Source organism: Brachymonas moutaii (nom. illeg.), from assembly GCF_049977365.1.
Taxonomy (GTDB): Bacteria; Pseudomonadota; Gammaproteobacteria; order Burkholderiales; family Burkholderiaceae_C; genus Brachymonas.
Genome location: NZ_JBNGEN010000001.1, coordinates 77,299 through 101,704, shown reverse-complemented (window position 1 = coordinate 101,704; position 24,406 = coordinate 77,299). Strand labels below are relative to the sequence as shown.

Annotated in this window: 24 protein-coding genes, 1 tRNA gene and 1 pseudogene; 20 read left to right on the top strand and 6 right to left on the bottom strand. The window is 63.7% G+C overall.

The features are described from left to right. The first annotated feature begins 217 nt into the window (after nt 1-217). The 8 genes from mbhE (at nt 218) to murI (ending at nt 9,185) form a co-directional block, all read left to right on the top strand. Nucleotides 218-3,187 carry a hydrogen gas-evolving membrane-bound hydrogenase subunit E gene (gene mbhE / locus ACP2WS_RS00495; RefSeq protein ID WP_426458980.1) on the top strand — a complete coding sequence of 990 codons (2,970 nt, stop codon included), beginning with the start codon at nt 218-220 and terminating at the stop codon, nt 3,185-3,187. Continuing rightward, nucleotides 3,184-3,561 (top strand): Na+/H+ antiporter subunit C, encoded by a 378-nt coding sequence (locus ACP2WS_RS00490; protein ID WP_426458978.1) that lies wholly within the window; start codon nt 3,184-3,186, stop codon nt 3,559-3,561. Before mbhE ends, ACP2WS_RS00490 begins: the two co-directional genes overlap by 4 nt. Then, nucleotides 3,554-5,215 carry a monovalent cation/H+ antiporter subunit D gene (locus ACP2WS_RS00485; RefSeq protein ID WP_426458977.1) on the top strand — a complete coding sequence of 554 codons (1,662 nt, stop codon included), beginning with the start codon at nt 3,554-3,556 and terminating at the stop codon, nt 5,213-5,215. Before ACP2WS_RS00490 ends, ACP2WS_RS00485 begins: the two co-directional genes overlap by 8 nt. Beyond that, the gene (locus ACP2WS_RS00480; RefSeq protein WP_426458976.1) at nt 5,212-5,799 is read left to right on the top strand and encodes a Na+/H+ antiporter subunit E; all 588 of its coding nucleotides are present in this window, start codon (nt 5,212-5,214) and stop codon (nt 5,797-5,799) included. Before ACP2WS_RS00485 ends, ACP2WS_RS00480 begins: the two co-directional genes overlap by 4 nt. Further along, nucleotides 5,783-6,076: a K+/H+ antiporter subunit F gene (locus ACP2WS_RS00475; protein WP_374492634.1), complete on the top strand. Its 294-nt coding sequence runs from the start codon at nt 5,783-5,785 to the stop codon at nt 6,074-6,076. The genes ACP2WS_RS00480 and ACP2WS_RS00475 overlap by 17 nt, the downstream gene beginning before the upstream one ends. An 18-nt stretch (nt 6,077-6,094) precedes the next feature. Then, nucleotides 6,095-6,469, top strand: coding sequence for a Na+/H+ antiporter subunit G (locus ACP2WS_RS00470; RefSeq protein ID WP_426458975.1), 375 nt, complete (start codon nt 6,095-6,097; stop codon nt 6,467-6,469). Between the two features lie 87 nt (nt 6,470-6,556). Further along, entirely contained in the window at nt 6,557-8,110 is a 1,554-nt protein-coding gene (locus ACP2WS_RS00465; protein ID WP_374492631.1) for a fumarate hydratase, read from the top strand. Nucleotides 8,111-8,285: 175 nt separating this feature from the next. Beyond that, nucleotides 8,286-9,185 (top strand): glutamate racemase, encoded by a 900-nt coding sequence (gene murI / locus ACP2WS_RS00460; RefSeq protein ID WP_426458973.1) that lies wholly within the window; start codon nt 8,286-8,288, stop codon nt 9,183-9,185. Nucleotides 9,186-9,338: 153 nt separating this feature from the next. Here the strand turns inward: murI and ACP2WS_RS00455 are convergent, their stop codons facing one another. Continuing rightward, complete coding sequence (locus tag ACP2WS_RS00455; RefSeq protein ID WP_374492628.1) at nt 9,339-9,974, bottom strand: DUF6806 family protein; 636 nt, start codon at nt 9,972-9,974, stop codon at nt 9,339-9,341. Between the two features lie 399 nt (nt 9,975-10,373). Between ACP2WS_RS00455 and thrS the strand changes: the two genes are divergently transcribed. The 9 genes from thrS (at nt 10,374) to ACP2WS_RS00410 (ending at nt 18,855) form a co-directional block, all read left to right on the top strand. Then, the gene (gene thrS / locus ACP2WS_RS00450) at nt 10,374-12,320 is read left to right on the top strand and encodes a threonine--tRNA ligase (protein WP_426458972.1); all 1,947 of its coding nucleotides are present in this window, start codon (nt 10,374-10,376) and stop codon (nt 12,318-12,320) included. A gap of 20 nt (nt 12,321-12,340) precedes the next feature. Next, entirely contained in the window at nt 12,341-13,015 is a 675-nt protein-coding gene (gene infC, locus ACP2WS_RS00445; protein WP_426458971.1) for a translation initiation factor IF-3, read from the top strand. A 183-nt stretch (nt 13,016-13,198) separates the two neighbouring features. Continuing rightward, entirely contained in the window at nt 13,199-13,402 is a 204-nt protein-coding gene (rpmI, locus tag ACP2WS_RS00440) for a 50S ribosomal protein L35 (protein ID WP_374492624.1), read from the top strand. Nucleotides 13,403-13,425: 23 nt separating this feature from the next. Beyond that, the gene (gene rplT / locus ACP2WS_RS00435) at nt 13,426-13,785 is read left to right on the top strand and encodes a 50S ribosomal protein L20 (RefSeq protein WP_374492622.1); all 360 of its coding nucleotides are present in this window, start codon (nt 13,426-13,428) and stop codon (nt 13,783-13,785) included. A gap of 228 nt (nt 13,786-14,013) precedes the next feature. Then, a complete protein-coding gene (gene pheS / locus ACP2WS_RS00430; RefSeq protein WP_426458970.1) occupies nt 14,014-15,066 on the top strand; it encodes a phenylalanine--tRNA ligase subunit alpha in 1,053 nt (350 codons plus the stop codon). Nucleotides 15,067-15,156: 90 nt separating this feature from the next. Beyond that, nucleotides 15,157-17,583, top strand: a complete 2,427-nt coding sequence (gene pheT, locus ACP2WS_RS00425) for a phenylalanine--tRNA ligase subunit beta (RefSeq protein WP_426458969.1) — start codon at nt 15,157-15,159, stop codon at nt 17,581-17,583. 74 nt (nt 17,584-17,657) lie between these two features. After that, nucleotides 17,658-18,008 carry an integration host factor subunit alpha gene (locus ACP2WS_RS00420; protein WP_374492617.1) on the top strand — a complete coding sequence of 117 codons (351 nt, stop codon included), beginning with the start codon at nt 17,658-17,660 and terminating at the stop codon, nt 18,006-18,008. A gap of 200 nt (nt 18,009-18,208) precedes the next feature. Next, nucleotides 18,209-18,688, top strand: coding sequence for a MerR family transcriptional regulator (locus ACP2WS_RS00415; RefSeq protein ID WP_426458967.1), 480 nt, complete (start codon nt 18,209-18,211; stop codon nt 18,686-18,688). Nucleotides 18,689-18,778: 90 nt separating this feature from the next. Then, nucleotides 18,779-18,855 (top strand) — tRNA-Pro (locus ACP2WS_RS00410). A gap of 113 nt (nt 18,856-18,968) precedes the next feature. Here the strand turns inward: ACP2WS_RS00410 and ACP2WS_RS00405 are convergent. From ACP2WS_RS00405 to ACP2WS_RS00385, 5 genes and pseudogenes are all read right to left on the bottom strand, one after another. Next, nucleotides 18,969-19,832 carry a YqaJ viral recombinase family nuclease gene (locus ACP2WS_RS00405; protein ID WP_426458966.1) on the bottom strand — a complete coding sequence of 288 codons (864 nt, stop codon included), beginning with the start codon at nt 19,830-19,832 and terminating at the stop codon, nt 18,969-18,971. Continuing rightward, a complete protein-coding gene (locus ACP2WS_RS00400) occupies nt 19,829-20,431 on the bottom strand; it encodes a Sak single strand annealing protein (protein ID WP_426458964.1) in 603 nt (200 codons plus the stop codon). Before ACP2WS_RS00400 ends, ACP2WS_RS00405 begins: the two co-directional genes overlap by 4 nt. A 77-nt stretch (nt 20,432-20,508) precedes the next feature. Next, nucleotides 20,509-21,405 (bottom strand): annotated as a pseudogene (locus ACP2WS_RS00395) (ArdC family protein). An 80-nt stretch (nt 21,406-21,485) separates the two neighbouring features. Continuing rightward, on the bottom strand, nt 21,486-21,761 hold the full coding sequence (locus ACP2WS_RS00390; RefSeq protein ID WP_013722731.1) for a hypothetical protein: 276 nt from the start codon (nt 21,759-21,761) through the stop codon (nt 21,486-21,488). 306 nt (nt 21,762-22,067) lie between these two features. Further along, entirely contained in the window at nt 22,068-22,421 is a 354-nt protein-coding gene (locus ACP2WS_RS00385) for a helix-turn-helix domain-containing protein (RefSeq protein ID WP_426458962.1), read from the bottom strand. Nucleotides 22,422-22,904: 483 nt separating this feature from the next. On the opposite strand from ACP2WS_RS00385, the gene ACP2WS_RS00380 reads away from it, so the two are divergent. From ACP2WS_RS00380 to ACP2WS_RS00370, 3 genes are read left to right on the top strand one after another with little or no spacing between them, the layout of a single operon-like run. Then, nucleotides 22,905-23,195 (top strand): hypothetical protein, encoded by a 291-nt coding sequence (locus ACP2WS_RS00380; protein WP_426458961.1) that lies wholly within the window; start codon nt 22,905-22,907, stop codon nt 23,193-23,195. Nucleotides 23,196-23,249: 54 nt separating this feature from the next. Further along, a complete protein-coding gene (locus tag ACP2WS_RS00375; RefSeq protein WP_426458960.1) occupies nt 23,250-23,891 on the top strand; it encodes a DUF4124 domain-containing protein in 642 nt (213 codons plus the stop codon). A 44-nt stretch (nt 23,892-23,935) separates the two neighbouring features. Further along, nucleotides 23,936-24,271 (top strand): terminase small subunit, encoded by a 336-nt coding sequence (locus ACP2WS_RS00370; RefSeq protein WP_426458959.1) that lies wholly within the window; start codon nt 23,936-23,938, stop codon nt 24,269-24,271. The last annotated feature ends 135 nt before the right edge of the window (nt 24,272-24,406 follow it).

The following is a 24,406-nucleotide window of genomic DNA, read 5'->3' as shown; positions in this document are numbered from 1 at the left end:
GGTGACTGGAGAAGAGACCTCCGACGCACGACGGGCTCCTTGCCGTTCGGCCACCAGCCACCGGCTGCAGCTCCCGGCCTCTGCCGGAGGCTGCACACGGTTCTCATTACAATGGGTTTTTCCCCGCAGCGGTTGCCGTGCGCGGGTGTGCCCATGCAGACCCGTCAGATCCGACCATCGTTCGCGTTCTTTCCGATGATTGTCCGATTGCCCAGGAATGTCCGGTCCGCCGCAGCTCATAGCCATTCTTCTGGTGCCCCTGTTGCTGGGCATCCCCCTCACCCTGCTCCCGCACCATCTGCCGGGCCGCGCCCTGCGCAACGGCGCGCTTCCGGCTGCTGAACGGCCGGCGGCACGCCAGGCCAGTGCCGTGCTCGCTGGCCTGCTGGCCCTGGGCAGCCTGGGATGCCTGCTGAGCCTGCTGCCCGACCTGATGGCCGCCGGGGCAGTGCAGACCTCCATGCCCTGGGTGCCCGAGCTGGGGCTCGACATCTCCCTGCGGCTCGACCCGCTCTCGGCCCTGTTCGTGGGGCTGATCGACGTGATGGGCCTGCTCACCATCGTCTATGCCAGCGGCTACCTGCACCGACACGATTCCACGGCACGGTTCTACAGCCGGCTCATGCTGTTCATGTCGGCCATGCTGGGCGTCGTGCTGGCGGACAACCTGCTGCTGCTCATCGTGTTCTGGGAACTCACGAGCCTTTCCTCCTTCCTGCTCATCGGCTACTGGGGCACGCAATACGACGCACGGCGCGGCGCGCGCATGGCACTGACCGTGACCGGCGGCGGGGGGCTCGCCATGCTGGGTGGCTTCATGCTCATTGGACAGATCACCGGCACCATGCGCATCAGCGAGCTGCCAGCCCTGGCCTCCCACATCCAGGCCCATCCGCTGTTTCCATGGGCGCTGGGACTGATTCTGGTGGGCTGCTTCACCAAAAGCGCGCAGCTGCCCTTCCATTTCTGGCTCCCGAGCGCCATGGCGGCACCGACCCCCGTTTCGGCCTACCTGCACTCGGCCACCATGGTCAAGGCGGGCATCTATGTGCTGCTGCGCCTCTTTCCGGTATGGGAGGGGAATGCGCTGTTCCAGCAGATCGTGCTGCCCGTGGGGCTGTGCACCATGGCCTTCGCGGCAGCGGTGGCCATTTTCCGGCATGACCTCAAGGCACTGCTGGCCTATTCCACGGTGAGCCACCTCGGACTCATCGTGTGCCTGATTGGCATCGGCACGCCCCTGGCGATGGAGGCGGCGATGCTGCACATCCTGAACCACGCCAGCTTCAAGGCAGCCCTGTTCATGACGGCCGGCATCGTCGACCACCAGGCCGGCACCCGCGACATGCGCAAACTCGGCCAGCTCTCCCTGTATCTGCCGATGACGGCCACCGCCGCTACCGTGGCCACGGCCAGCATGGCCGGCGTGCCGCCGCTCGGCGGCTTCGTGAGCAAGGAGATGTTCCTGACTTCGGTCTGGTCGCTGCAGGCGCTCTCGCCCATGGGCTGGGTCCTGGTCGCAGTGGCCGCGCTGGGCGCCACGGGCAGCGTGGCCTATTCGGCGCGCTTTCTGCTCGACACCTTCTTCCGTCGGGGAGATGCCGCGTTTGCCGCGCAGGCCCGCCGCAATCCCCATCTGACGGATCCGGTCTGGAGCATGCGTGCCCCGGTTCTGCTGCTGGCCGCCGTGTGTGCAGCAGGTGGGTGCTTTCCCGAGGCTTTCTGGGGCGGTCTGGTCCGGAGCGCCGCCTCCACGGCGCACGGAACGCCAGTCGACGTCCATCTGGCCCTGTGGCATGGCTGGAATGTCCCGCTGCTGATCAGCGCTGTCGCCCTGATCGCCGGCCTGTCCATCTACTTCTGGCTTGTGCGGGACCGGCGGCTGCAGCTGCGTCCGGAGAGCGGATTCTGGAAGCACTGGAGCGGGCCCGAGCTCTACACCCGCGCCATAGACCATCTGTTCGCACTGGCCGGGCGTCTCACCAGCCTGACCGCCAACGGCTCGCTGCAGCGCTACCTGGTGCTGCTGCTGGGGTGCGTCGTCATGTGCGCAGCAGGAGCGGCCATCGCATGGCCCGATGCTTTGCCCGTTGCCGGCACGCGCATCCTGCTGCCCGCCACTCCGCTGGCCTGGCTGCTGTGGGGGCTGACGGCACTGGGATGCGTGTCCGTGCTCCGGTGGCATCACCGGCGCCTGTACAGCGTGGTGTTCATCTCGATCGTAGGCATGGTCACTGCACTGTGCTTCGTGTTTCTGTCGTCTCCCGACCTGGCTCTCACACAGCTGAGCGTGGAGGTGATTTCCACCGTGCTGCTGCTCATGGGGCTGGCACTGCTGCCGCCCACCACTCCGCGCGAATCTTCCGCATGGCGCAAGGCCCGCGACGGTGCGCTGGCGCTGTCCATCGGTGCCCTGGTGGCATGGCTGGCCTGGGTCATGCTCACGCGCGACCATGCGTCCATCGCCTGGTACTTCCTGCAGAATGCGCTGCCCCACGGCGGCGGCGGCAATGTGGTCAATGTCATCCTGGTCGATTTCCGTGGCTATGACACCATGGGCGAGATCACCGTGCTGTCCATCGCAGGGCTCGGAGTCATGGCCCTGATGCAGGGCCTCCGCGTGGAGCGCCCCGCACGGGATCCGCAGGGCCTTGTCTGGTCCTTTGCCCCTTCACCGCTCATGCTGCGCATGGGAGCGACGGTCATGCTGCCCTTCATCGTGCTCGTGGCACTGCACGTCTTCCTGCGCGGGCACCAGGCGCCTGGCGGGGGGTTCATCGCCGGCCTGATCACTGCGGCGGGACTGGTGCTGCAGTACATGGCCCGCGGGCAGACCGAAGCCGATGCCCTGCTGCACGTCCGCCACGGCGACCGTTTCGTGCGCTGGATTGCGCTGGGCCTGGGCATGGCGGCCCTCACCGGGCTGGGGGCCATGGTGTGGGGATACCCCTTCCTCACCAGCGCCGCCGGCCATCCGGTATGGCCCGTGGTGGGCGAAGTGCCGCTTGCCTCGGCCGCGCTGTTCGACCTGGGAGTCTACGGCGTGGTGATCGGCTCTGTGCTGCTCACGCTGTCCGTGCTGGGACAGGCCTCGCGCCATGCCCACCCTGCGTCTCTTTCTCCCGCACGTCTGCCAGACGGCATGCCGGGCCCGAACCTGCTCCCCACAAAGGGAGATCCATCATGAGCCTCGAATTCCTGCTGGCCAGCGGCATTGGCCTCGTCACCGCCAGTGGCATCTACCTGATCCTGAGGGGCCGGAGCTGGCCCGTGGTGCTGGGACTGAACCTGCTGGGCTACGCAGTCAACGCATTCATCTTCGCCATGGGACGCCTGTGGCTCGACGCCTCCCCCCTCATCGGCCATGACACGCCCTCCACGGCGCGCACGCTGGCCGACCCCATTCCCCCGGCCCTGGTCCTGACGGCCATCGTGATCGGCTTTGCCACCACGGGACTGCTGCTCGAACTGGCGCTCCGGGGCTATCACACCCACCACAGCGACCATGTCGACGGCCACGAGCCCGGGACTCCCGCGCGCGAGGAGGCACCCCATGCATGAGCTTGCTCCCGCACTGACCCTCCTGCCTCCGGCGTGGCGCCAGCACCTGCCCCTGCTGCCCGTGCTGCAGCCCCTGCTCACGGCCATCGTGCTGCTGATGGTGTCCGGACAGCGCCGTCTGCGCCTCCAGCGCGCACTGGGGCTGACCAGCCTGGTGCTCGGAGGAATCGTCGTCGTGGCGCTGCTGCAGGTCGCCGACACAGGCTCCGTCATGGTCTACCGCCTCGGCAACTGGCCCCCTCCCTTCGGCATCGTCCTGGCGGTGGACCGTCTGGGAGCCTACATGCTGGCCATGGCATGGCTCATCGCCGTCCCCATCCTCTGGTACGCCTGTCACGGCTGGGACGAACGGGGCCTGCAATTTCACGCGCTCTTCCAGCTCCAGCTCATGGGGCTCAACGGCGCCTTTCTCACGGGCGACCTCTTCAACCTGTTCGTCTTCTTCGAGATCCTGCTCATTGCCAGCTATGTCCTGCTGCTGCACGGACGCGGAGACGAACGCCTGCGCAACGGCCTGCACTACGTCATCCTCAATCTGGTCGCTTCGTCGTTCTTTCTCATCGGACTGGCCCTCGTCTACGGCATCACCGGCACGCTCAACATGGCCGATGTGGCCCTGCGTGCCATGCAGCTGGCCCAGGAATCAGCCACCCAGGCCTGGCTGCTGCGCATCACGGCGCTGCTGCTGCTGACCGTATTCGGCCTCAAGGCTGCGGTGTTTCCCCTGCACGTATGGCTGCCCGGCACCTATGCCTCTGCCAGCGCTCCCGTGGCCGCCCTGTTCGCCATCATGACCAAGGTGGGCATCTACGCCATTCTCCGCACCCATGTGATGATGTGGGGCCAGGTGCCGGGTGCTGGCGACGTGGCACAGCACTGGCTGCTGCCGCTCGGCATTCTCACGGCAGTCACCGGGGTGCTCGGGGCGCTCGCTGCCCACCGACTGGCCCGTCTGGTGGCCTGGCTCACCGTGACCTCGGTCGGCACCGTGCTCACCGGTGCGGGACTCGGCACGGTCGAGGGCCTCTCTGCCGGCCTGTACTATGCGCTGCACAGCACCCTTGTCATGGCCGCCATGTTCCTGCTCGTCGAACTCGTCGCCCTCCAGCGCGGCTCCGCCTATGACCGCCTGCAGCCAGCCAACCGCCTCGCCCAGCCCGCCACGCTGGGGCTGCTGGTGCTGCTCGGTTCGGCCTCGGCAGCGGGCCTTCCTCCCCTGCCGGGCTTCCTCGGCAAGCTGATGCTGCTGCACGCCGCAGCCGGACACATGCACCAGGGGCTGATCTGGGCTTCCGTGCTGGGTGTGGGCTTTCTCACCCTCATAGGACTGGCACGCGCAGGCAGCCTGCTGTTCTGGAGCGTAGAGCCCGCAGCGCCTGCCAGCGGTCACCTTCCCGCCTCGACCCCCTATATTCCCAGCGCCGCCTCCTGGGCCGTGCTGGCCCCGTCCTCCCTGCTGCTGGGCTGCGTCATGCTCGTGGCCGTGTATGCCGCGCCCCTCAAGCACTACACCGACGCCATGGCCCGCCAGCTCCTCGACATCCACAGCTATGCCACCCAGGTCCTGGGGCCACAGCAGCACAACGGCATCTCCCTGAGCACACGCCCCTACACCGGCCACATGCCAGCCACATCCAAGGAGGCCCACCCATGACCCCTCCCTCCGCACCTTCTGCTTCCAGCCTGCGCCGCTGGCTGCCCCATCCCTGGTGGAGCCTCTGGCTGGCGGCATGCTGGCTGCTGCTGGAAGATGCAGACAGCCCGGGCCACTGGCTCATGGCCCTTCTGTTCGCCCTGGTGCTGCCCCGGGTGCTGCACGCCTTCATGCGTCTCCCCCCACCCCCGCAGACCCCGGATGCACCCGACACCTCCACCCGCATCCGCTGGCAGCCCATCCCCCGACTCGTGGCCCATGTGCTGCAGGACATTCTCCTGTGCAATCTCATCGTGGCCCGTCAGGCCCTCGGACGCATGTCGGCCCTGCATCCGGCCTGGCTCGAAGTCCCCGTCTCCCTGCGGCACCCCCTGGCCATCGACCTGCTGGCCTCCATCATCACCAACACCCCGGGCACCATCAGCTGCACCATCAGCCCCGACAGGCGCCGCATCCTGGTGCATGCCCTGCATTGCGACGACATTCCAGGCGCGCTGGCCTCCATTCACACACGCTACGAGCAGCCGCTTGCCGCCATCTTCGACACCCCACCGGAGACCCTTCCCCATGCCCCATCCCGCTGATTACCCGATCTGGATCCTGGCCCTGCGCATTGCCATGGGGGCAGCCGGACTCTCCATGCTCCTGTGCGCCTGGCGTCTGTGGAAAGGCCCCTCTCTGCCGGACCGCATTCTGGCACTCGACACCCTCTATCTCTACACCCTGGCCCTCATCGTGCTCACAGGCATCCTGCAGCAGTCGGCTCTCTTCTTCGAAGCCGCGCTCGTCATCGCCATGCTGGGATTCGTCTCGACACTGGCCGCCGCACGCTACGTCGCCCGCGGCACCGTCATCGAATGATCCGCAGGAGAAATCCCCATGCCTCCCTTCCTCGCATCGCTCCTCGTCTGGCTTCTCTCCCTGCTGCTGCTGGCCGGGAGTTTCTTCATGCTCGCCGGCGCCATCGGCCTCGTCCGCTTTCCGGACTTCTACATGCGGCTCCACGCCCCCACCAAGGCCTCGACCCTGGGCGTCGGCAGCATCCTGCTCGCCTCCATGGGAGCCTCGGCGTTCGATCTGCACCTGCATGCCGCCGAACTGCTCATCACCCTCTTCCTGTTCCTCACGGCCCCCATCTCCTCCGGCCTGCTGGCCCAGGCAGCGCTCCACCTGCGCCAACCCGGTGTGTGCGCCCTGCCGGGTTCTCCCGAAAACGCCGAGTTGGCCGCACGTCAGCCAGACAGGGCACAATAGCGCCTGCGCTCCGGGCGGCGCCTTTTTAGCCTCTGCCCGGAGACACATACACCCTGCATGTTTTGACCCCGCACCGCAAGGAACCCCATGACCACCATCATCAAGCAGGACGATCTGATCGAATCGATCGCCGCCGCGCTGCAGTACATCAGCTACTACCATCCCGCCGACTACATCGAGCACCTGGCCCGCGCCTGGGAAATGGAACAATCCCCCGCCGCCAAGGACGCCATGGCGCAGATCCTCACCAACAGCAAGATGAGCGCACTGGGCCACCGCCCGATCTGTCAGGACACCGGCATCGTCAACGTCTTCCTCAAGGTCGGCATGGACGTCCAGTGGGGCGACTTCACCGGCAGCCTCGATGACGCCGTCAACGAAGGCGTGCGCCGCGGGTACAACGACCCTGACAACACCCTGCGCGCCTCCATCGTCTCCGACCCCCAGTTCAAGCGCAAGAACACCGGCGACAACACTCCCGCCGTCATCCACACCGAAATCGTGCCCGGCAACACCGTGGAAGTCACCGTGGCAGCCAAGGGCGGCGGCAGCGAAAACAAGTCCAAGTTCGCCATGCTCAACCCCAGCGACAGCGTCGTCGACTGGGTCCTCAACACCGTTCCCCACATGGGTGCAGGCTGGTGCCCGCCCGGCATGCTCGGCATCGGCATCGGCGGCACGGCCGAAAAGGCCATGCTCATGGCCAAGCAGGCCCTCATGGAAGACCTCGACTTCCATGAACTGCAGGAAAAGGCCAAGCGCGGCGAACCCCTCACCGATGTGGAAAAGCTGCGCATGGAACTCGTCGAAAAGGTCAACGCCCTCGGCATCGGTGCCCAGGGCCTCGGCGGCCTCACCACCGTGCTCGACGTCAAGATCAAGATGTACCCGGCCCATGCGGCAGGCAAGGCCATCGCCATGATCCCGAACTGCGCCGCCACACGCCACGCCCACTTCACCCTCAAGGGCAACGGTCCGGTCTATCTCGCTGCGCCCAGCCTCGACCTCTGGCCTAAGGTCGACTGGCATCCCGATGCCGACAAGGCCACCCGTGTCAACCTCGACACCCTCACCCCGGAAGAAGTCGCCTCCTGGAAGCCGGGCCAGACCCTGCTGCTCAACGGCCGCATGCTCACCGGCCGCGATGCCGCCCACAAGCGCATCCAGGACATGCTCGCCAAGGGCGAAAAACTCCCGGTCGACTTCACCAATCGTGTCATCTACTACGTCGGCCCGGTCGACCCCGTGCGTGACGAAGTGGTCGGCCCTGCCGGCCCCACCACAGCCACCCGCATGGACAAATTCACCGAGATGATGCTGGCTCAGACCGGCCTCATCTCCATGATCGGCAAGGCCGAGCGCGGCCCGGTCGCCATCGAAGCCATCAAGAAGCACAAGAGCGCTTATCTGATGGCCGTTGGCGGAGCCGCCTACCTCGTCTCCAAGGCCATCAAGGCAGCCAAGGTTCTGGCTTTCGAGGATCTGGGCATGGAAGCCATCTACGAATTCGAAGTCCAGGACATGCCCGTCACCGTCGCGGTCGATGCCCAGGGCGTATCGGTTCACAAGACCGGCCCGGCCGAATGGTCCCAGCGCATCGCCAGCGGCGAATTCAAGGGCGTCGGCATCATCGCCGGCTGACAGGCTGATACGCAGTCTCACGGTGCGGCAGCCCTGCCGCACCCCTCCTCGTTCTTCTCGGGTCCGCCTCCCTCGGAAGCAGCCTGAGTGGCACACAGAGTCCCCGCGCTGCAAGGCCATCTGATGCCTCCAGCACGGGCGACTTTTTCTTCCCTCTTGCTTCCGGGCACACTCCATGCCGGTCTTCAATCCCCACAGTCTCGAACCCATAGGCGTCTTCGACAGCGGGGTGGGAGGACTGAGCGTACTGCGCCAGCTGCTGCGCCTGCTGCCCCAGGAAGACTTCGTGTACCTTGCGGACACCGCCTGGGCCCCCTACGGCGAACGCAGCGAGGACGACATCCGACGCCGCTGCCTGGACATCACCCAGTATCTGGTGCGCGTCCACGCCATCAAGGCCCTCGTCATCGCCTGCAACACGGCCACTGCCGCTGCCGCATCCCTGCTGCGCGAACGTTTCCCCACCCTGCCGCTGATCGGCATCGAACCGGCCATCAAGCCTGCCGCATCGCTCACGCGCACCGGCCATATCGGAGTCATGGCCACGCGCGCCACGGTAGGCAGCGCCCGCTTCCAGCAGCTGGCCCGCACCTGGGGCACCAACCGCCACCTGCATATCCTGGCATGCAACGGCCTTGCCCTCTCGATCGAAAATGCCCTGGAAAACCATCCCAACCCCGATGGCGAAACCGTGCGCAGCCTCTGCGAGCGCTACATGCACGAACTGTCGCCCTTCGTCGGACAGGACTCCACCCACGGCATCGACACCCTGGTGCTGGGCTGCACGCACTACCCGTTTGCCACACGGCTGCTCGCGCCACTGGCCGGCCCCGGCGTCGCGCTCATCGAGCCCGGCGAACCGGTAGCACGCCAAACCGCACGTCTGCTCGGCAAGACGGGCCTGCTGCGCAGCGCCCCGGTGCCCTCGCCCGACGATGCCAACGAACACCCAGAGCGCCCCGTGCCCGGCACCCTGATCCTCGAAAGCACCGCTTTCCCGGAACGGCTCACCACAGCCGCCAGGCGCTGGCTGCATCTGCCTCACATCGAAGCCCACGCAGTCACCCTGTCCTGATCACCGTCTGCCGATCACAGCTTTCTGGGTTCTGGGGGAAGCGGGCACCGATCCCGCACTGCTCCCGCTGGGGCGCTGCTGCCAGAACACGCCCTCCCTCTGAAGGAAGGCAGTGAAGGCCCTGCCACCTTGCGCACCAGTCGCGCCTTCGCATCAATGCAGATGGCGCGGCTTGCGTCCACCGCCACTGCGGTGCCCAGTGCCTCCGGCATTGCCGCCTTTCGGCGACTTTCCGATCTCCAGCGACTCCACCAGCGCATCAAAGCGCTCGGTGAACAGCCGGTCGATCTCGCCCACCACACCAGTCAGCTCGCTGGCATCGAAATGCCGCTCCATGACATTCACCACATCCTGCACCAGCAAGTCGCGCTGGATCTGCATGATCGCCGCCGGCGTGGGACCGACGAAGACCAGAATGAAATCGTCTCGCGACTCCTCATCGCGCGATTCCTCGTCGTCCTCATCGAATTCGGTGTCATAGAACGACACCTCGATGGGCGCCCCCACACTGGCGAGCTCATTGAGGTTCATGCACATGTCGTCGATGTTCTGGCGAAAATCCTCGTCGCCGCGCAGCGTCCAGCACATGCGCAGCAGATGCTGGCGCGCCTCGTACTGGATGCCGGGCTCTTCGTCATAGATGCTCGCCGCACCGTCCTGCAGAGAACGGGCTCCTGCGTACTCCCACAACGGGCGCAGTGCCTCCTGCACATCTTCGAGCTTCACTTCGGGATGCAGAGACACTTCGCCGTGCACATGGATTTCAAAGGGGGGGTTGTAATGTGCCATGATCTTCTCTGTCTGTAGTGTCTGCCTGTCATGCGTCCGACTGTCAGGCACGTGTCCCCGGCAAGCCCGCATGCTCCAAGTGTAGCGATCTTTTCCCGCTGCCCCGTGTCCATGCCTTCCGCGCACCGGCATGGGGGTGCCCCATGTCCGTGCATCTGGGCTAGAATCAAAAGGGTTTTTCCTGTTTCACCCTCAGCAAGAGCGAGAAAGGCACATCCGGTTATGACACCGCGAACTCCGTCCTCCCCCTCTCTCGACGTCTCCCTGCAGACGTCGGGCCGCTGCTTGCACGGCCGTCGGTAAATTCGGCGGACATTCCGTTTTCAGAAGCAGGCGCGGCATCCCCCGCGCCTTTTTGTTGCCTCCTTCCCTCCTTTTTCTGATCCAGAGTCTTTCACGATGGTACGCATTACCCTCCCCGACGGTTCCCAGCGCAGCTTCGACCATCCCGTCACCGTAGCCGACGTGGCTGCCAGCATCGGCAGCGGATTGGCCAAGGCCGCCCTCGGCGGCCGCATCGGTTCCGCAGATGATTCCCGACTGGTCGACACCAGCTATCTCATCGAGCACGACACCCCGCTGGCCATCGTGACCGCCAAGGATGCCGACGGCCTGGACATGATCCGCCACTCCACCGCCCACCTGCTGGCCTATGCGGTCAAGGAACTGTTCCCCGATGCGCAGGTCACCATCGGCCCTGTGATCGAAAACGGCTTCTACTACGATTTCGCCTACAAGCGCCCCTTCACCCCCGAGGATCTCGCCGCCATCGAAGCCAAGATGACCGAACTGGCCGGCAAGGACGAACCCGTCGTGCGCCGCGTGCTCCCCCGCGATGAAGCCATTGCCTACTTCAGGGATCTGGGAGAAAAGTACAAGGCCGAACTCATCGGCAGCATTCCACAGGGCGAGGAAGTCAGCCTCTACCGGGAAGGCCGCTTCGAGGACCTCTGCCGCGGCCCCCACGTGCCGAGCACCGGCAAGCTCAAATACTTCAAGCTCATGAAGGTCGCCGGTGCCTACTGGCGCGGAGACAGCCGCAACGAAATGCTCCAGCGCATCTACGGCACCGCCTGGGCCTCCAAGGACGAGCTCAAGCAATACCTGCACATGCTCGAAGAGGCCGAGAAGCGCGACCACCGCAAGCTCGGCAAGGAACTCGACCTTTTCCACATCGACGAATTCTCGCCCGGCACCGTGTTCTGGCACCCCAAGGGCTGGACCATCTGGCAGCAGGTCGAGCAATACATGCGCCATATCTACCAGGACAACGGCTACCTCGAAGTCAAGGGACCGCAGATTCTGGACAAGGGGCTCTGGGAGAAGACAGGCCACTGGGACAAATACCGCGAGAACATGTTCATCACGGAAAGCGAGAAGCGCGAATACGCCCTCAAGCCGATGAACTGCCCCGGCCACATCCTGATCTTCAAGCAGGGCGTGCGCAGCTACCGTGACCTGCCCCTGCGCTATGGCGAATTCGGGGCGTGCCATCGCAACGAACCCAGCGGCGGCCTGCACGGCATCATGCGCGTGCGCGGCTTCACGCAGGACGATGGCCACATCTTCTGCACCGAGGCACAGATCCAGTCCGAAGTGACGGCCTTCACCACCCTGCTGCAGAACGTCTATCGCGAATTCGGCTTCGAGAACATCATCTACAAGCTCTCGACCCGCCCCGAGAAGCGCATCGGCACCGAAGAAAGCTGGGACCGAGCCGAAAACGCCCTTGCCGAAGGCCTGCGCGCCTCCGGCTGCGAATTCACCTACCTGCCCGGCGAAGGGGCGTTCTACGGCCCGAAGATCGAATACACCCTCAAGGACGCCCTGGGACGCGAATGGCAGTGCGGCACCATCCAGGTCGATCCCAACCTGCCCCAGCGGCTCGATGCCGAATATGTGGGAGAGGACGGCAACCGCCATCGCCCCATCATGCTGCACCGGGCCATCGTGGGGAGCCTCGAACGCTTCATCGGCATCCTCATCGAGCACTATGCCGGCGCAATGCCCACCTGGCTCGCTCCCGAGCAGGTGGTGGTGCTCAACATCACCGATGCACAGGCCGACTATGCCACCCAGGTGGCCGAAACGTTGCGCAGGCACGGCATCCGTGTGGCCACCGATCTGCACAACGACAAGATTACCTATAAAATACGCAGTCACGCCACCCAGAAAGTGCCGTATATCCTCGTCGTGGGAGACAAGGAACGCGACAACCACCAGGTGGCCGTACGCGCCAGAGGCAACCAGGATCTTGGCGTCATGTCCGTCGAGGATTTCATGAGCCTCGTGCAGAGTGACATCACCAGCCGGTCAGCCACTCCGCCCATTCCGCAAAAGAGCTGAGTATCCGGGCGGCAGCGGCTTTGCCTGCTCGCCGCCCGACTGGCATACAACGTATTGAAAGGACATTCACCATCGCTACCGAATATCGTGATCGTCGTCAGCGCGAGGAACGCAAGCATCGCCTGAACCGCGAAATTTCCGCACCCGAGGTGCGCCTCTCCGGGCCCAACAACGAACCCATCGGCATCGTCAGTCTGCAGGAAGCCCTGCGCATGGCTGGCGATCAGGATGTCGATCTGGTCGAAATTGCCCCCATGGCCCATCCTCCTGTCTGTCGCCTGATGGACTACGGCAAGTTCAAATACCAAGAACAAAAGAAAGCCGCAGAAGCCAAGGCCAAGCAGAAGGTCATCGAGGTCAAGGAGATCAAGTTCCGTCCTGGTACCGACGAAGGCGATTACAACATCAAGATGCGCAACGTTCGCCGCTTCCTTGAAGAGGGCAACAAGTGTAAAATCACGCTCCGTTTCCGCGGACGCGAGATCACGCACCAGCAGCTCGGCATTGAGCTGCTGCAGCGCATCCGCGACGAGCTCGGCGACACCATTGTCGTCGAGCAGTTCCCCAAGCTCGAAGGCCGCCAGATGATCATGATGATCGCTCCTGGCCGCAAGAAGGTGGTCGGCAACGCCAAGGACGCAGGCAAGCCCGCTTCCGAAAGCACCGTCGACGCGGGAGCAGAAGCCGGACAGTGATGCCTCGTCGCTGCGCGACGCATTGCCATCCGCACCCCATGGATGCAGGGCTGCCCTCACCCGGCAGCCCTGTCCATTGACCGCCTCCGGCAACGGAAGCGATCACAACAAGTGGCTCGGGGCCAGCAAGCGTGTGTGAAAGGTTGCACACCGCCTCACGAGCACAAATGAAGGAGCATCACAATGCCCAAGATGAAGACCAAGAGCAGCGCGAAAAAACGTTTCCGCGTTCGTCCCGGTGGCACGGTCAAGCGTGGCCAGGCCTACAAGCGCCACATCCTGACCAAGAAGACCACCAAGAACAAGCGCCATCTGCGTGGTGCAGTGACCGTGCATGAGACCAACATGGGTCACATGGCTCAGATGCTGCCGTTCGCCGGCCTGTAATCAGACGAATAAGGAGATAGAACATGCCTCGCGTCAAACGTGGTGTCACGGCTCGTGCCCGTCACAAGAAAGTCCTCGCCCTTGCCAAGGGTTTCCGCGGCCGCCGCGGCAATGTATTCCGCATTGCCAAGCAAGCCGTCATGAAGGCAGGTCAGTATGCCTATCGTGACCGCCGCAACAAGAAGCGTGTGTTCCGCCAGCTGTGGATCGCCCGTATCAACGCCGCCGCCCGTGCCAATGGCCTGACCTACAGCCAGTTCATCAACGGACTCAACAAGGCCCAGATCGGTCTGGACCGCAAGGTGCTGGCCGACATCGCAGTGCACGACGCTGCCGCATTTGCCGGCATCGTCAATCAGGTCAAGGCCTCTCTGGCAGCCTGATGGCACGCGGGATCGTCCCGGAATCGGTCTCTTCGAGGCCTCTTTCGGGAAAGTCCATCGCTCAAGAACAAGGGCTGGTGCTTCACGGGACCAGCCCTTGTTGCTTTTGGCAGCTTCACCCACATGCCCTGCCTGCGATTGCAGGGAGCAGGACATGCCGCTGATGCTGTCCCCCGCGGGAGACTTCCTCTCCCGCTTTCCCCGATCCGTCTTTTTTCCGTATTTGCCATGAACGATCTGGATTCCATCGTCACCCAGGCCCGGCAGGATTTCGCCGCTGCCAGCACCCCCAACGATCTGGAGAATGCCAAGGCACGTTTCCTGGGCAAGTCCGGCCAGATCACGGAGCTCATGAAGGGGCTTGGCAAGCTCCCCGTCGAGGAAAAGAAAACCCGTGGCGCCGCCATCAACCTGGCCAAGCAGGCCATCGAGGCGGCCCTGACGGAGCGTCGCCAGGCCCTGGCCGATGCCGAGATGCAGGCACATCTCCAGGCTGAACGTCTGGATGTGTCCCTCCCCGGCCGCCAGCGCGGACTGGGAGGACTGCATCCGGTCACACTCACCACGGAACGGATCGAGGCCATCTTCGGTTCCATGGGATTCGAAGTGGCGCGGGGCCCCGAGATCGAGGCCGACTGGTTCAATTTCACGGCACTCAACACGCCCGAGGACCATCCTGCCCGCTCGATGCACGACACCTTCTACGTGGAAGGCGGCAGTGCCCATGCCCCCAATCTGCTGCGCACCCACACCAGTCCGATGCAGATTCGCCATGCGGTGCAGCATGTCAAGCGGCATCGGGCGCTGCTCGATGCGGGGCAGCGCATGCCGGAAATCCGTGTCATCGCTCCGGGACGCACCTATCGCGTGGACAGCGATGCCACCCACTCCCCGATGTTTCACCAGTGCGAAGGGTTGTGGATTGGCGAAAACGTGAGCTTCAAGGACCTGAAGTTCATCTTCACCGAGTTCTGCCGCACGTTCTTCGAAAGCGATGATCTGGTCCTGCGCTTCCGCCCCAGCTTCTTCCCCTTCACCGAGCCCAGTGCGGAAATCGACATCCAGTTCCAGAGTGGCCCCCTGGCCGGCAAGTGGCTGGAAGTGGCCGGCAGCGGACAGGTGCATCCGAACGTGGTCCGCAACATGGGACTCGACCCCGAGCAGTACATCGGCTTTGCCTTCGGCATGGGGCTCGACCGGTTCACCATGCTGCGCTATGGCGTCAACGATCTGCGCCTCTTCTTCGATGGCGACGTGCGCTTCCTGAGCCAGTTTCGCTGAGCCTAGCGCTCCACCGACGGCGCAGCGCATCCCCTCCCCTTGCCCATCCTTCGACCTGCCCCCTCCGGGACAGGTCTCAGAGAACCCATCATGCAATTTCCCGAATCCTGGCTCCGCACGTTCTGCAACCCTTCCCTGTCCACCCAGGAGCTGGCCGACACCCTGACCATGGCTGGTCTGGAAGTGGAAGAGCTCCGTCCCGTGGCGCCTCCGTTCACAGGCATCGTGGTCGGTGAAATTCTGGAAGCCGTACAGCATCCCGATGCCGACCGTCTGCGCGTGTGCCGGGTGAATGTCGGACAGGACGAGCCGCTGCAGATCGTCTGCGGCGCGCCCAACGCCCGTGCAGGCATCCGTGTGCCCTGTGCCCTGGTCGGAGCCGAGCTGCCCCCCGGAGAAGATGGCAAGCCCTTCCGCATCAAGGTCGGCAAGCTGCGCGGCGTGCAGAGCTTCGGCATGCTGTGCTCGGCCCGGGAGCTGCAGCTCTCCGAGGAACATGGCGGCCTCATGGAACTGCCGGCCGATGCGCCTGTGGGAACCAGCATCCGCACTTATCTGGATCTCGACGACACCCTGTTCACCCTCAAGCTCACGCCCAATCTGGCCCACACCCTGAGTGTCTATGGCGTGGCTCGCGAAGTGTCCGCACTTACCGGAGCGCCGCTCGCGCCGCTGCCGTCCGCCGAAGTGTCCGTCGCATCCCCGGATGCAGTGCATGTGGACATCCAGGCAACCGATCTGTGCGGGCGCTTCAGCGGCCGCGTGATCACCGGAGTCGATCCGCACGTCCAGACGCCTGCGTGGATGGTGGATCGCCTGGCCCGCTGTGGACAGCGCAGCGTGTCGCCGCTGGTCGACATTTCCAACTACGTGATGTTCGAGCAGGGACAGCCCACCCATATTTTCGACCGCGACCGGATCTCTGGCGACACGCTGCGTGTGCGCTGGGCTCAGGCAGGGGAAACGCTCAAGCTGCTCAACGGCACCACCGTCACCCTGGACGGTGAAGTGGGCGTCATTGCCGATGACCGCGCCGTCGAATCCCTCGCCGGCATCATGGGGGGTGACGCCACGGCAGTCAGCGACAGCACCCGCAACATCTATGTGGAAGCCGCCTTCTGGTGGCCTCGCGCAATCGCAGGCCGCTCGCGCCGTTACAACTTTGCCACCGATGCAGGACACCGCTTCGAACGCGGAGTCGACCCTTCGCGCACCCGGGAAGTCCTGGACCGCATCACGGCACTGGTCATCGACATCTGCGGAGGCAAGGCAGGTCCGGCCAGCGACGAGCGCCCGCATGTGCCAGAAGCACGCCCGGTCACACTCCGCGTGGACCGTGCCAGCAAGGTCATCGGCATGCCCGTGACCGAAGCACAATGCCTGTCCGCCCTGCAGGGACTGGGCCTGCCCGCCACGGCCCAGGCGGGTGTCATCACGGTCATCCCTCCAAGCTACCGTTTCGACCTGCAGGGGGAAGAAGACCTCATCGAGGAAGTGGTGCGCATCGTAGGCTATGACAAGCTGCCCCATACGCCGCCCGTGGCCCCCATCCTGCCCAAGGCCATGCCAGAAAGCGAACGCAATCCCTTTGCCGTACGCCGCATGCTGGCAGCCCTGGGCTATCAGGAAACGATCAACTACAGCTTCGTGGACGCACGCTGGGAACAGGAGCTGGCCGGCAACGACAATCCCATCCGCCTGCTCAACCCCATCGCCAGCCAGATGGGTGTCATGCGCTCCTCGCTGATCGGCTCGCTGCTCAACGTCGTCAAGTTCAACCTGGACCGCAAGGCCCAGCGGGTGCGCATCTTCGAGGTGGGACGTGTGTTCCTGCGTGATCCCGATGTCGTGGAAAGCGACACCACCGTCGCGGGATTCGATCAGCCCATGCGCGTTGCGGGCATGGCCTATGGAGCCGAGAACATGCTGCAGTGGGCACTCAAGGAAACTCCCGTGGACTTCTTCGACGTGAAGGGCGATGTGGAGGCCCTGCTGTCGCCCGTGCGCGCCACGTTCGAGGCAGCCGAACATCCGGCCCTCCATCCCGGACGCTGTGCACGCGTGATGGTCGAGGGCAAGTCCATCGGCTACATCGGCGAACTGCATCCGCGCTGGCGCCAGGCCTATGCCCTTCCGCTCGCTCCGGTCGTCTTCGAGCTCGACTGGGAAGCTGTGGTGCAGCGCCCCCTGCCGCGTACGGCGCCCATCTCCAAGTACCAGGCCGTCGATCGTGACATCGCTGTCATCGTCAAGGAGTCGGTCACCCATGATGCCCTGCTCGCGGCCGTCATGGCCACTCCGGCACAGGGTCTCCTGCGCGAAGCCACCGTTTTCGACGTGTTCCGCCCTTCCAAGGGGCAGCCCGCCGACTGGCTGCAGAGCGACGAGAAAAGCGTGGCCATTCGCCTGCGCCTGCTCGACGACCAGGCCCCCCTGACCGAAGACACCATCGAAGCTACCCGGCAAGCCGTTCTGTCCCAGCTGACAAAGCAGCTGGGCGCTCGCCTGCGCAGCTGATGCGGACGGTGCCGCAGGCACCGCCCCATCTCGCTTACAATTTTCTCACTCCCTCTTCCCCGACTGCCCCTGCCATGGACATCGCGCTCGATTCACTCGAAACTCCGACCCTGACCAAAGCCCAGCTGGCCGAGGAACTCTTCGACAACATCGGCCTGAACAAGCGCGAAGCCAAGGACATGGTAGATGCCTTCTTCAATCTGGTGGTGCAGGAACTGGTGGATGGGCGAGATGTCAAGATATCGGGCTTCGGCAATTTTCAGCTGCGCGCCAAATCGCCCCGGCCCGGCCGCAACCCCCGCACCGGTGAACTGATCTCGATCGATGCCCGTCGGGTCGTCACCTTCCACGCCAGCCACAAGCTGAAATCCGTCGTCCAGGGCGAGGATCTGTCGGCACTCGATGCAGCCGAAGGCCACGAATAAGCCGGCCGCCCCTCTCTCGCGTCACCTGCCCCGCCTCGTCCAAGGCGGAAATGCTCCTCGGACACCCCCTACCGCCCATGGCAATCGGGACATCGGTGGCATGGGCAGAACCCTCTCTGGCACCTGCTGCCTTGCTGCATGGCCATGCCGGACAGGGGATCTTTTGCCGCATAATGGCCGTTCCCTATCTGTCCGTCGCCATGAGCACCCCCTCTCTTCCTCCCATTCCGGCCAAGCGCTACTTCACGATTGGTGAAGTAGCCGAACTGTGCGGCGTCAAGCCCCATGTGCTGCGCTACTGGGAACAGGAATTCACCCAGCTCAGTCCCATGAAGCGGCGCGGCAACCGCCGCTATTACCAGCATCACGAAGTGCTCATGGTGCGACGCATCAGGGCGTTGCTGTATGAGCAGGGCTTCACCATCAATGGCGCACGCCACCAGCTCGACGGCTGTCGGGGAGCCTCTGCCACCCCGGCCTCCCCACAAGACAATCAAGCTGCCCTGCAGCCATCCTCCGTGCCTTCGGCCTGCGCACCGGCAGCCTCCTTTGCCGCCCCGCAGTCCGTGCACGCCGTCTTCCCATTGGCCGACCATGCCGGTTCCCCGCTGTCCGGACATGTCGTGACGCTCTCCCAGGTCGTGCAGGAGCTGCGGGCCATCCGCGATCTGCTTGCCTGATGCCTGGTGTTTGGCCTGCCACCGGCACACCTCCACAATTTTTTCCTCCCTCTCGAAAATCATCCGAAATTACCCTATAATTCATGTCTTCGGCGTGTAGCGCAGCCTGGTAGCGCACTTGCATGGGGTGCAAGGGGTCGCGAGTTCGAATCCCGCCACGCCGACCAATAACGATAAGGGCTCCTAGCTATCAAGTTAGGAGCCCTTTTTCTATTTTTGCGATTAGCGGTACGGTTAGCGGTACGGTTTGGCAGTTGCAACCGTACCGCCAGCGTTGTTGTCATGCCGCGACGGTCACTCGCACTTCCTCCGTCGCCCGCTTCCGATAGCGTTCAAGGTCAACGCCGCTCAACTCGGGCACCTTCTTGTAATCCACGCTGCCCTGTTTCCAGAACCGCGTGACGGTGACCCCGGCGCCTTGCTCCTTTGGGTGCTGGGCCAACTCGATCAAGGCCTGACGAGCCGATTCCAGCCGTTTAGCGGCCTCATCGGCGTGCTGCTTGGCACCGGTATAGGCTTCGGCGGCCTGCGACCATGCTGCGTCGCTTCGGAGCCACGTATCGCCTTCCGCCAGCGGCGGCGGCACGTCCCGATCCAGAAACGGCTGAAACGCTTCCCAAGCCTCCCGGATGAGGGCCATCAGTGCCTCTTCCCGAGTCACCTCGGTCAGGATGCCTTTGGCTCCGTCGAACACCCACAGGTGGCCCTTCTCGGCGCCCGACACCATCAGTTGATGCTGCACCTGAACGCGGTAGTGCTCCGGCACCTGTCCTTGGCTCACGTCCTGCCACAGGTCGGATCGTGTGCCGCGCATCGGGCACTTGATTTCCAGCACCAAGTCACCGGCTAAGGTCATGCCGTCCAGACTGGCGCTGTAGGCGCCATCCTCAATCACCAGTGGCTGCATCACCAGCCCGGTTTGCTCTTCATAGGCCGCTCGTGCGCTCGGCTCCAGTTCGGTGCCGCGCTGCATGGCCTGCGTCACCTTGGCGCTGGCGCGCCCGGTCTTCTCCAGCCACAGCTGGTAGGGCGTGCTCCACGGGCTGATGCCCATCACTGCTGCCGTTTCAGAGGCATTGCGGCGGCTGCGGCGGTAGTCCAGCCATTCGGGGCTGCCTTGTGTGAGTTGAACGATGCGGCTCATGCTGCGGCCCTCCGGTTTTCCAGCGAGCGGATCACGCGCGGCAAGTCGGCCACGGCGATCTGGGCCAAGGAATCGACCCCGAAGTAACGGCACACGCGATCCAGCGACACGCCGGCCTCCATCGCCAGCTTGTGCACCTGCGCCTGCTGGCCACGGCTGAGCGTTGCCACGGTCGCACCGGGCTTGGCCGCGTCGTTGGCGGCCTCGCCGGACGGCTGTGGCAGGTCTTCGCCCGCGTAGATGTAGAGCCCCAAGCCATGCAGGGCAATGGCCTTGACCAGACAGCGTTGCAAACTGGTGTTGATATCGAATGCCGTGGGGGCAAGAATGGGGCGGTTGCGGCCATCCAGCACCGGGTGAATCTGGCTCAGGGTAACGCCTTGCACCGTGACGGCCACTTCCACGAACACGCCGGCTTCGGTTGCCAGATAGGGCAGGTCGTTGAAGCGGCGCACTTCCCACGTCGCGGTGGGATCGGCATTCCGCAGTTGCGACACCGCATAGGGCCAGCTGAGATAGGCAAAGCCGCCCTTTCGCTCGATGTGCTCGGATACGTTGATCGCCGCCAGGCGGGCGAAGTAGTTGATGGATTCGGTCATGTTGATCTCCATGGGGTAAACAAATACGCCCGCCGCTCCTGCTGGAGCCACGGGCGCGAGGGGAGGATGAAGGTGGTTCAGGCGGCCATCGCCATGGCCTGTGGGCCGGGGGCTGCTTCCGACGTGCATAGCACGAAGTCGGCGGCCTTCTGCGCCATGGACGCAGCGGTGAAGACCAAGCGCTTGTCGTGGCGCAAGGCTTCCAGCCAGTGGGCGATGTAGCCCGCGTGCTGAAGCTCGGCATCGATGCCGCAGTGACCGCACAGAAGCGCGGCGCCCATCTCGGCGACCAGTTCCTCGAAGGCGTAGGCCGTGAGGTGCTGGCGGCTCTGCATGGGGCGGTTGCAGCGGCTGGCATGGCCCGTCCAGTGCGTCAACTCGTGCAGGGCCACACCGTAGTAGCCGGTGGCCTACGGGAACGCGCTGCGCAGCGGCAACTGGATCACGTCATCGGAAGGCCGGTAGAACGCCTGATCTCCACCATGGCGAATGACGGCGCCCGAAGCGGTCAACAGGCGCTCGGCTTCCTCGACCGGGCTCCAGTCGGGCGCAGGTTCAGGCTGCGCCAACGCTAGCGGCAAGTCCTCAATCTGATCGGCATTGAAGACCGTGAATGAGCGCAGCATGGGCACGACCTTGGCCGCCGGGGCATCGTTGGCGGCGCAGGATCGCCCGGCCTCATCGACTTCCAGCATCTTGAAGAAGACGATGGGTGTGCCGGTTTCGCCCCGGCGCACGTGGGCACCCAGCATCCGCGCCTGTTGGTAGGTCAGCCAGCGATTGCGCCGGTAGCCCTCGTGCATGGCGGTCATGTTGAGCAACAGGGTGTTGATGCCGCGATAAAGGCGTCCGGTGCTCAGGTTGGCGGGCATGGCGCCGCCCGGTTCCCGCTTCCACGGAAACTGCCACGGAATGGTGCCCGATTCGAGGGCGCGGATGATGCGTTCGGTGATGGATTGGTACACGTCGGTCATGGGGATGCTCCAGAAACGACGAAGCCCGCACGTGGCGGGCTCCGATGGGTGAGGAAAAGGGGAAATCAACTACGCCGGGGTCACACATGCAGGCGAAGCAGACCGGGCGTGTACTGGCCGCGCTTGATGTAGCCGAAGCAACGCTTGGCGATGGTGGTGCCTGCGCTGGTCAGCAGACCGGCAAAGGTGGCCGCCATGACACCGGAGAAGCTACCCCAGTGGATGGCAAGCGTCAGCATCGTGACGCCGATGTCCAGCCACACGTCATGGCCGAGCATGCGCAGCATGGTGCGCCGCCCGAGTTTGATGAAGATGAAGACGAGACCGAGAAAGATGGCGAAGCCGGTTGCGAACATGGTGAGAACTCCCGAAGTGGAAAGTACATGCCAACCCGGATGAGCTGGCGCGGGGCGAGTGGATCGGTCGGGCGCGGTGGCCTTGCGATCCTCACGAAGTTGCCGAGGCAATTCGTAATGAACTCGCGACCCGACGGGCACGCGTGCGAAGCGCGCGGCTTTCTTGGGAGCGATGGAAATGAAAAAGGAGTCTCTCGCATCAGCCGCGAAGAGACTCCTTTTTGCGAATCAAGAAACCGAAACCGAACGACCCCCGGCCTTTTTGATAAGGGTGGGGGTGTAGCAGGGCGCAGTCGTTTTCGCGTTCTATGCGTTGCGAAGATGGTCGCAGGTTCGCTTGACCAAATCGACCACGAAGGATCGGTGGGGCTCCTCCAACTCGGCAAGCCATGCCGCGATCTTGGTGGCCTGATCGTCCGGCTGAGCGGATGTCTCTGCCAACATCTCGCCGATGCGCACACGCAGGCAGTGGCTTATCTTTTCGAGTGTCTGAAGGGAGGGCGTGGTCGCACCGCGTTCGAAGCGGCTGATGGTCTCTGGCTCGACACCAACGCGTTCGGCCAGATCAGCCTGAGTCCATTCTTTGGTCTTGCGCAGTGCGGCAATCTGGGTGCCGAGGCGCTGCGCCAAAGGCCTGCCCGGATGCTTCTTTTTGACCATATCTGTTGGGTTTTATGACAACAGATATGGTTGTTTTTACATGGCATTTCGACCAGAATCCAATGTGTCTAGTAAAGACAAATAAGATCCACTATGAACAGAAAAATCCGCTGGTTGATCGGGAGCGCGGTTGCTCTTGTCTGCGTTGCCTACGCGTTGGACGCCTTATACCAGCGAAAGGCAGAGCGTGCCACTCTGGCACAGCTGAAAGCGTCAGAACCAGAGCGCGTCTTCCGTGAGCTCGCTATCGTGGCATGCAAAACCGCTATAGAACGCAGCGTCGCTCCGGCCAAAGTCTTCGACTGGCCTGCTCGACCCACGGGGCAACAGGATTGGGGCTTCACGAAAACCAGCACTGGCTTCCGCAGCGATCTACTCGCGGACCTCGGAGGAACGTTCGTTAGCAAGGCGTGCTACCACGACAAGGCCGGTGCAGTAGTCCAGATCGTCGATGCGCGGACCGTCACAGGGAGTAGGTGAGCTATGTGGCAAGTTGTGTTGGTTGGATCGGTCGTCGCCTACATTTGGTGGGCAAACAGATCGTCAGATGCTTCTTCAAAAACTCAAATGCAAAAGGACTTTCCCAACTTGGATTGGGAGAAGTTGCATGAAGAACGTCGAGTACGCCGAAACTGGTCAGGCATGGCGGCCATCCTTGGCGCATTCATCGGCTCATTCATCGGCATTGCAGGGTTTGGCGGCGCGATTGCCGGGACGATACCGGGTGCCCTCGTCGGTGCCTACGTCGGATATCGAATTGGGAGCAGCAAGTAAATGGACAACGCAAAACGCCCGCGAAACTACGCTTCGCTAATGTGTCTTGGTGGCATGTTGCTGCTGTCATCAATGTCCTATGCGCAGGTCTTCAAATGCAAGGACGCCAGCGGAAAACTGGCCTATCAAAGTGCGCCCTGTGGTGCGGGCCAGCAAGAATCCCGCCCCATGATTCTCAAAGGGCCGACGCTCACGGACGAGGAGAAGTTCAATGCCGCCGCGTACTCGGTCGGCATGACGCCTGCGGAAGCTCGCCAGCGGTTGCAGTCAGCGGAGCAGGCCGCCGCACCATCCACCGGCAGACCAGAACCGGGCTCCGCTGACCGTCAGGCCCAAGTCGCCCCGAACTACTCGGCCATTGCTGAATGCGGAAAGGCGAAACGCGAGGTGGATATCGCGCGCAACAGCATCACCATGAGCGAAGGGCAACGACTCTCGAAAGTGGCCTCGCTCCAGCGACAAGCTGAAATGGCCTGTCTTGGGCCGGACGGCTATGCGAAAGCGGAAGCAGCACGCGCAGAAGGCAAGGAACGCGCTCGGCAGCGCAGGAACACCACGCCGTCAGTCATCACGTCCTGCGATGCCGGTGGCTGCTGGGACAACTTGGGAAACCGCTATAACGGAACAGGCAACGTCATGCACGGCTCGAACGGTAAGACATGCTTTCGATCAGGCACGACGTTGAACTGCAACTGAGGCAGGTTGCGCAGAGTCGAAGACATACCCCTTGGATTTTGCACATGGCGCCTTCACTGAACATCCGAAGCAAGCAATCCCGTTTCGTCCACGAATACGCCGTCGACTGCAACGGCGCGGCGGCAGCGGTGCGAGCAGGTTACTCCCCACGTTCGGCCAAGGTAACGGCCAGCCGTTTGCTAACCAAGGCTAACGTGCAGCGGGCGCTGCGGCAGATCCAGCAGGCGGATGCCGAGCGCTTGGCGCTGAGCCGCGAGGCGGTGATGGACCAGTTGCAGGACGCAATCGATTTTGCGCGGGTCAAACAAGACCCGATGGCGATGATCATGGGGCTGCGAGAACTCGGGCGGATGATGGGCTACTACGAGGCCAAAGATTGAGCGGGCAAATCTGCTTGCACCTTTTCATTCCTTGCGCTGGTTGCCGCCCTCGATGGCGGCATGCACTATATAGATCGGCCATCAAGCGTAAGTGTTTGAGTTTGTTGGTGTTTTTCGGTGTTCTGATTTGATGGG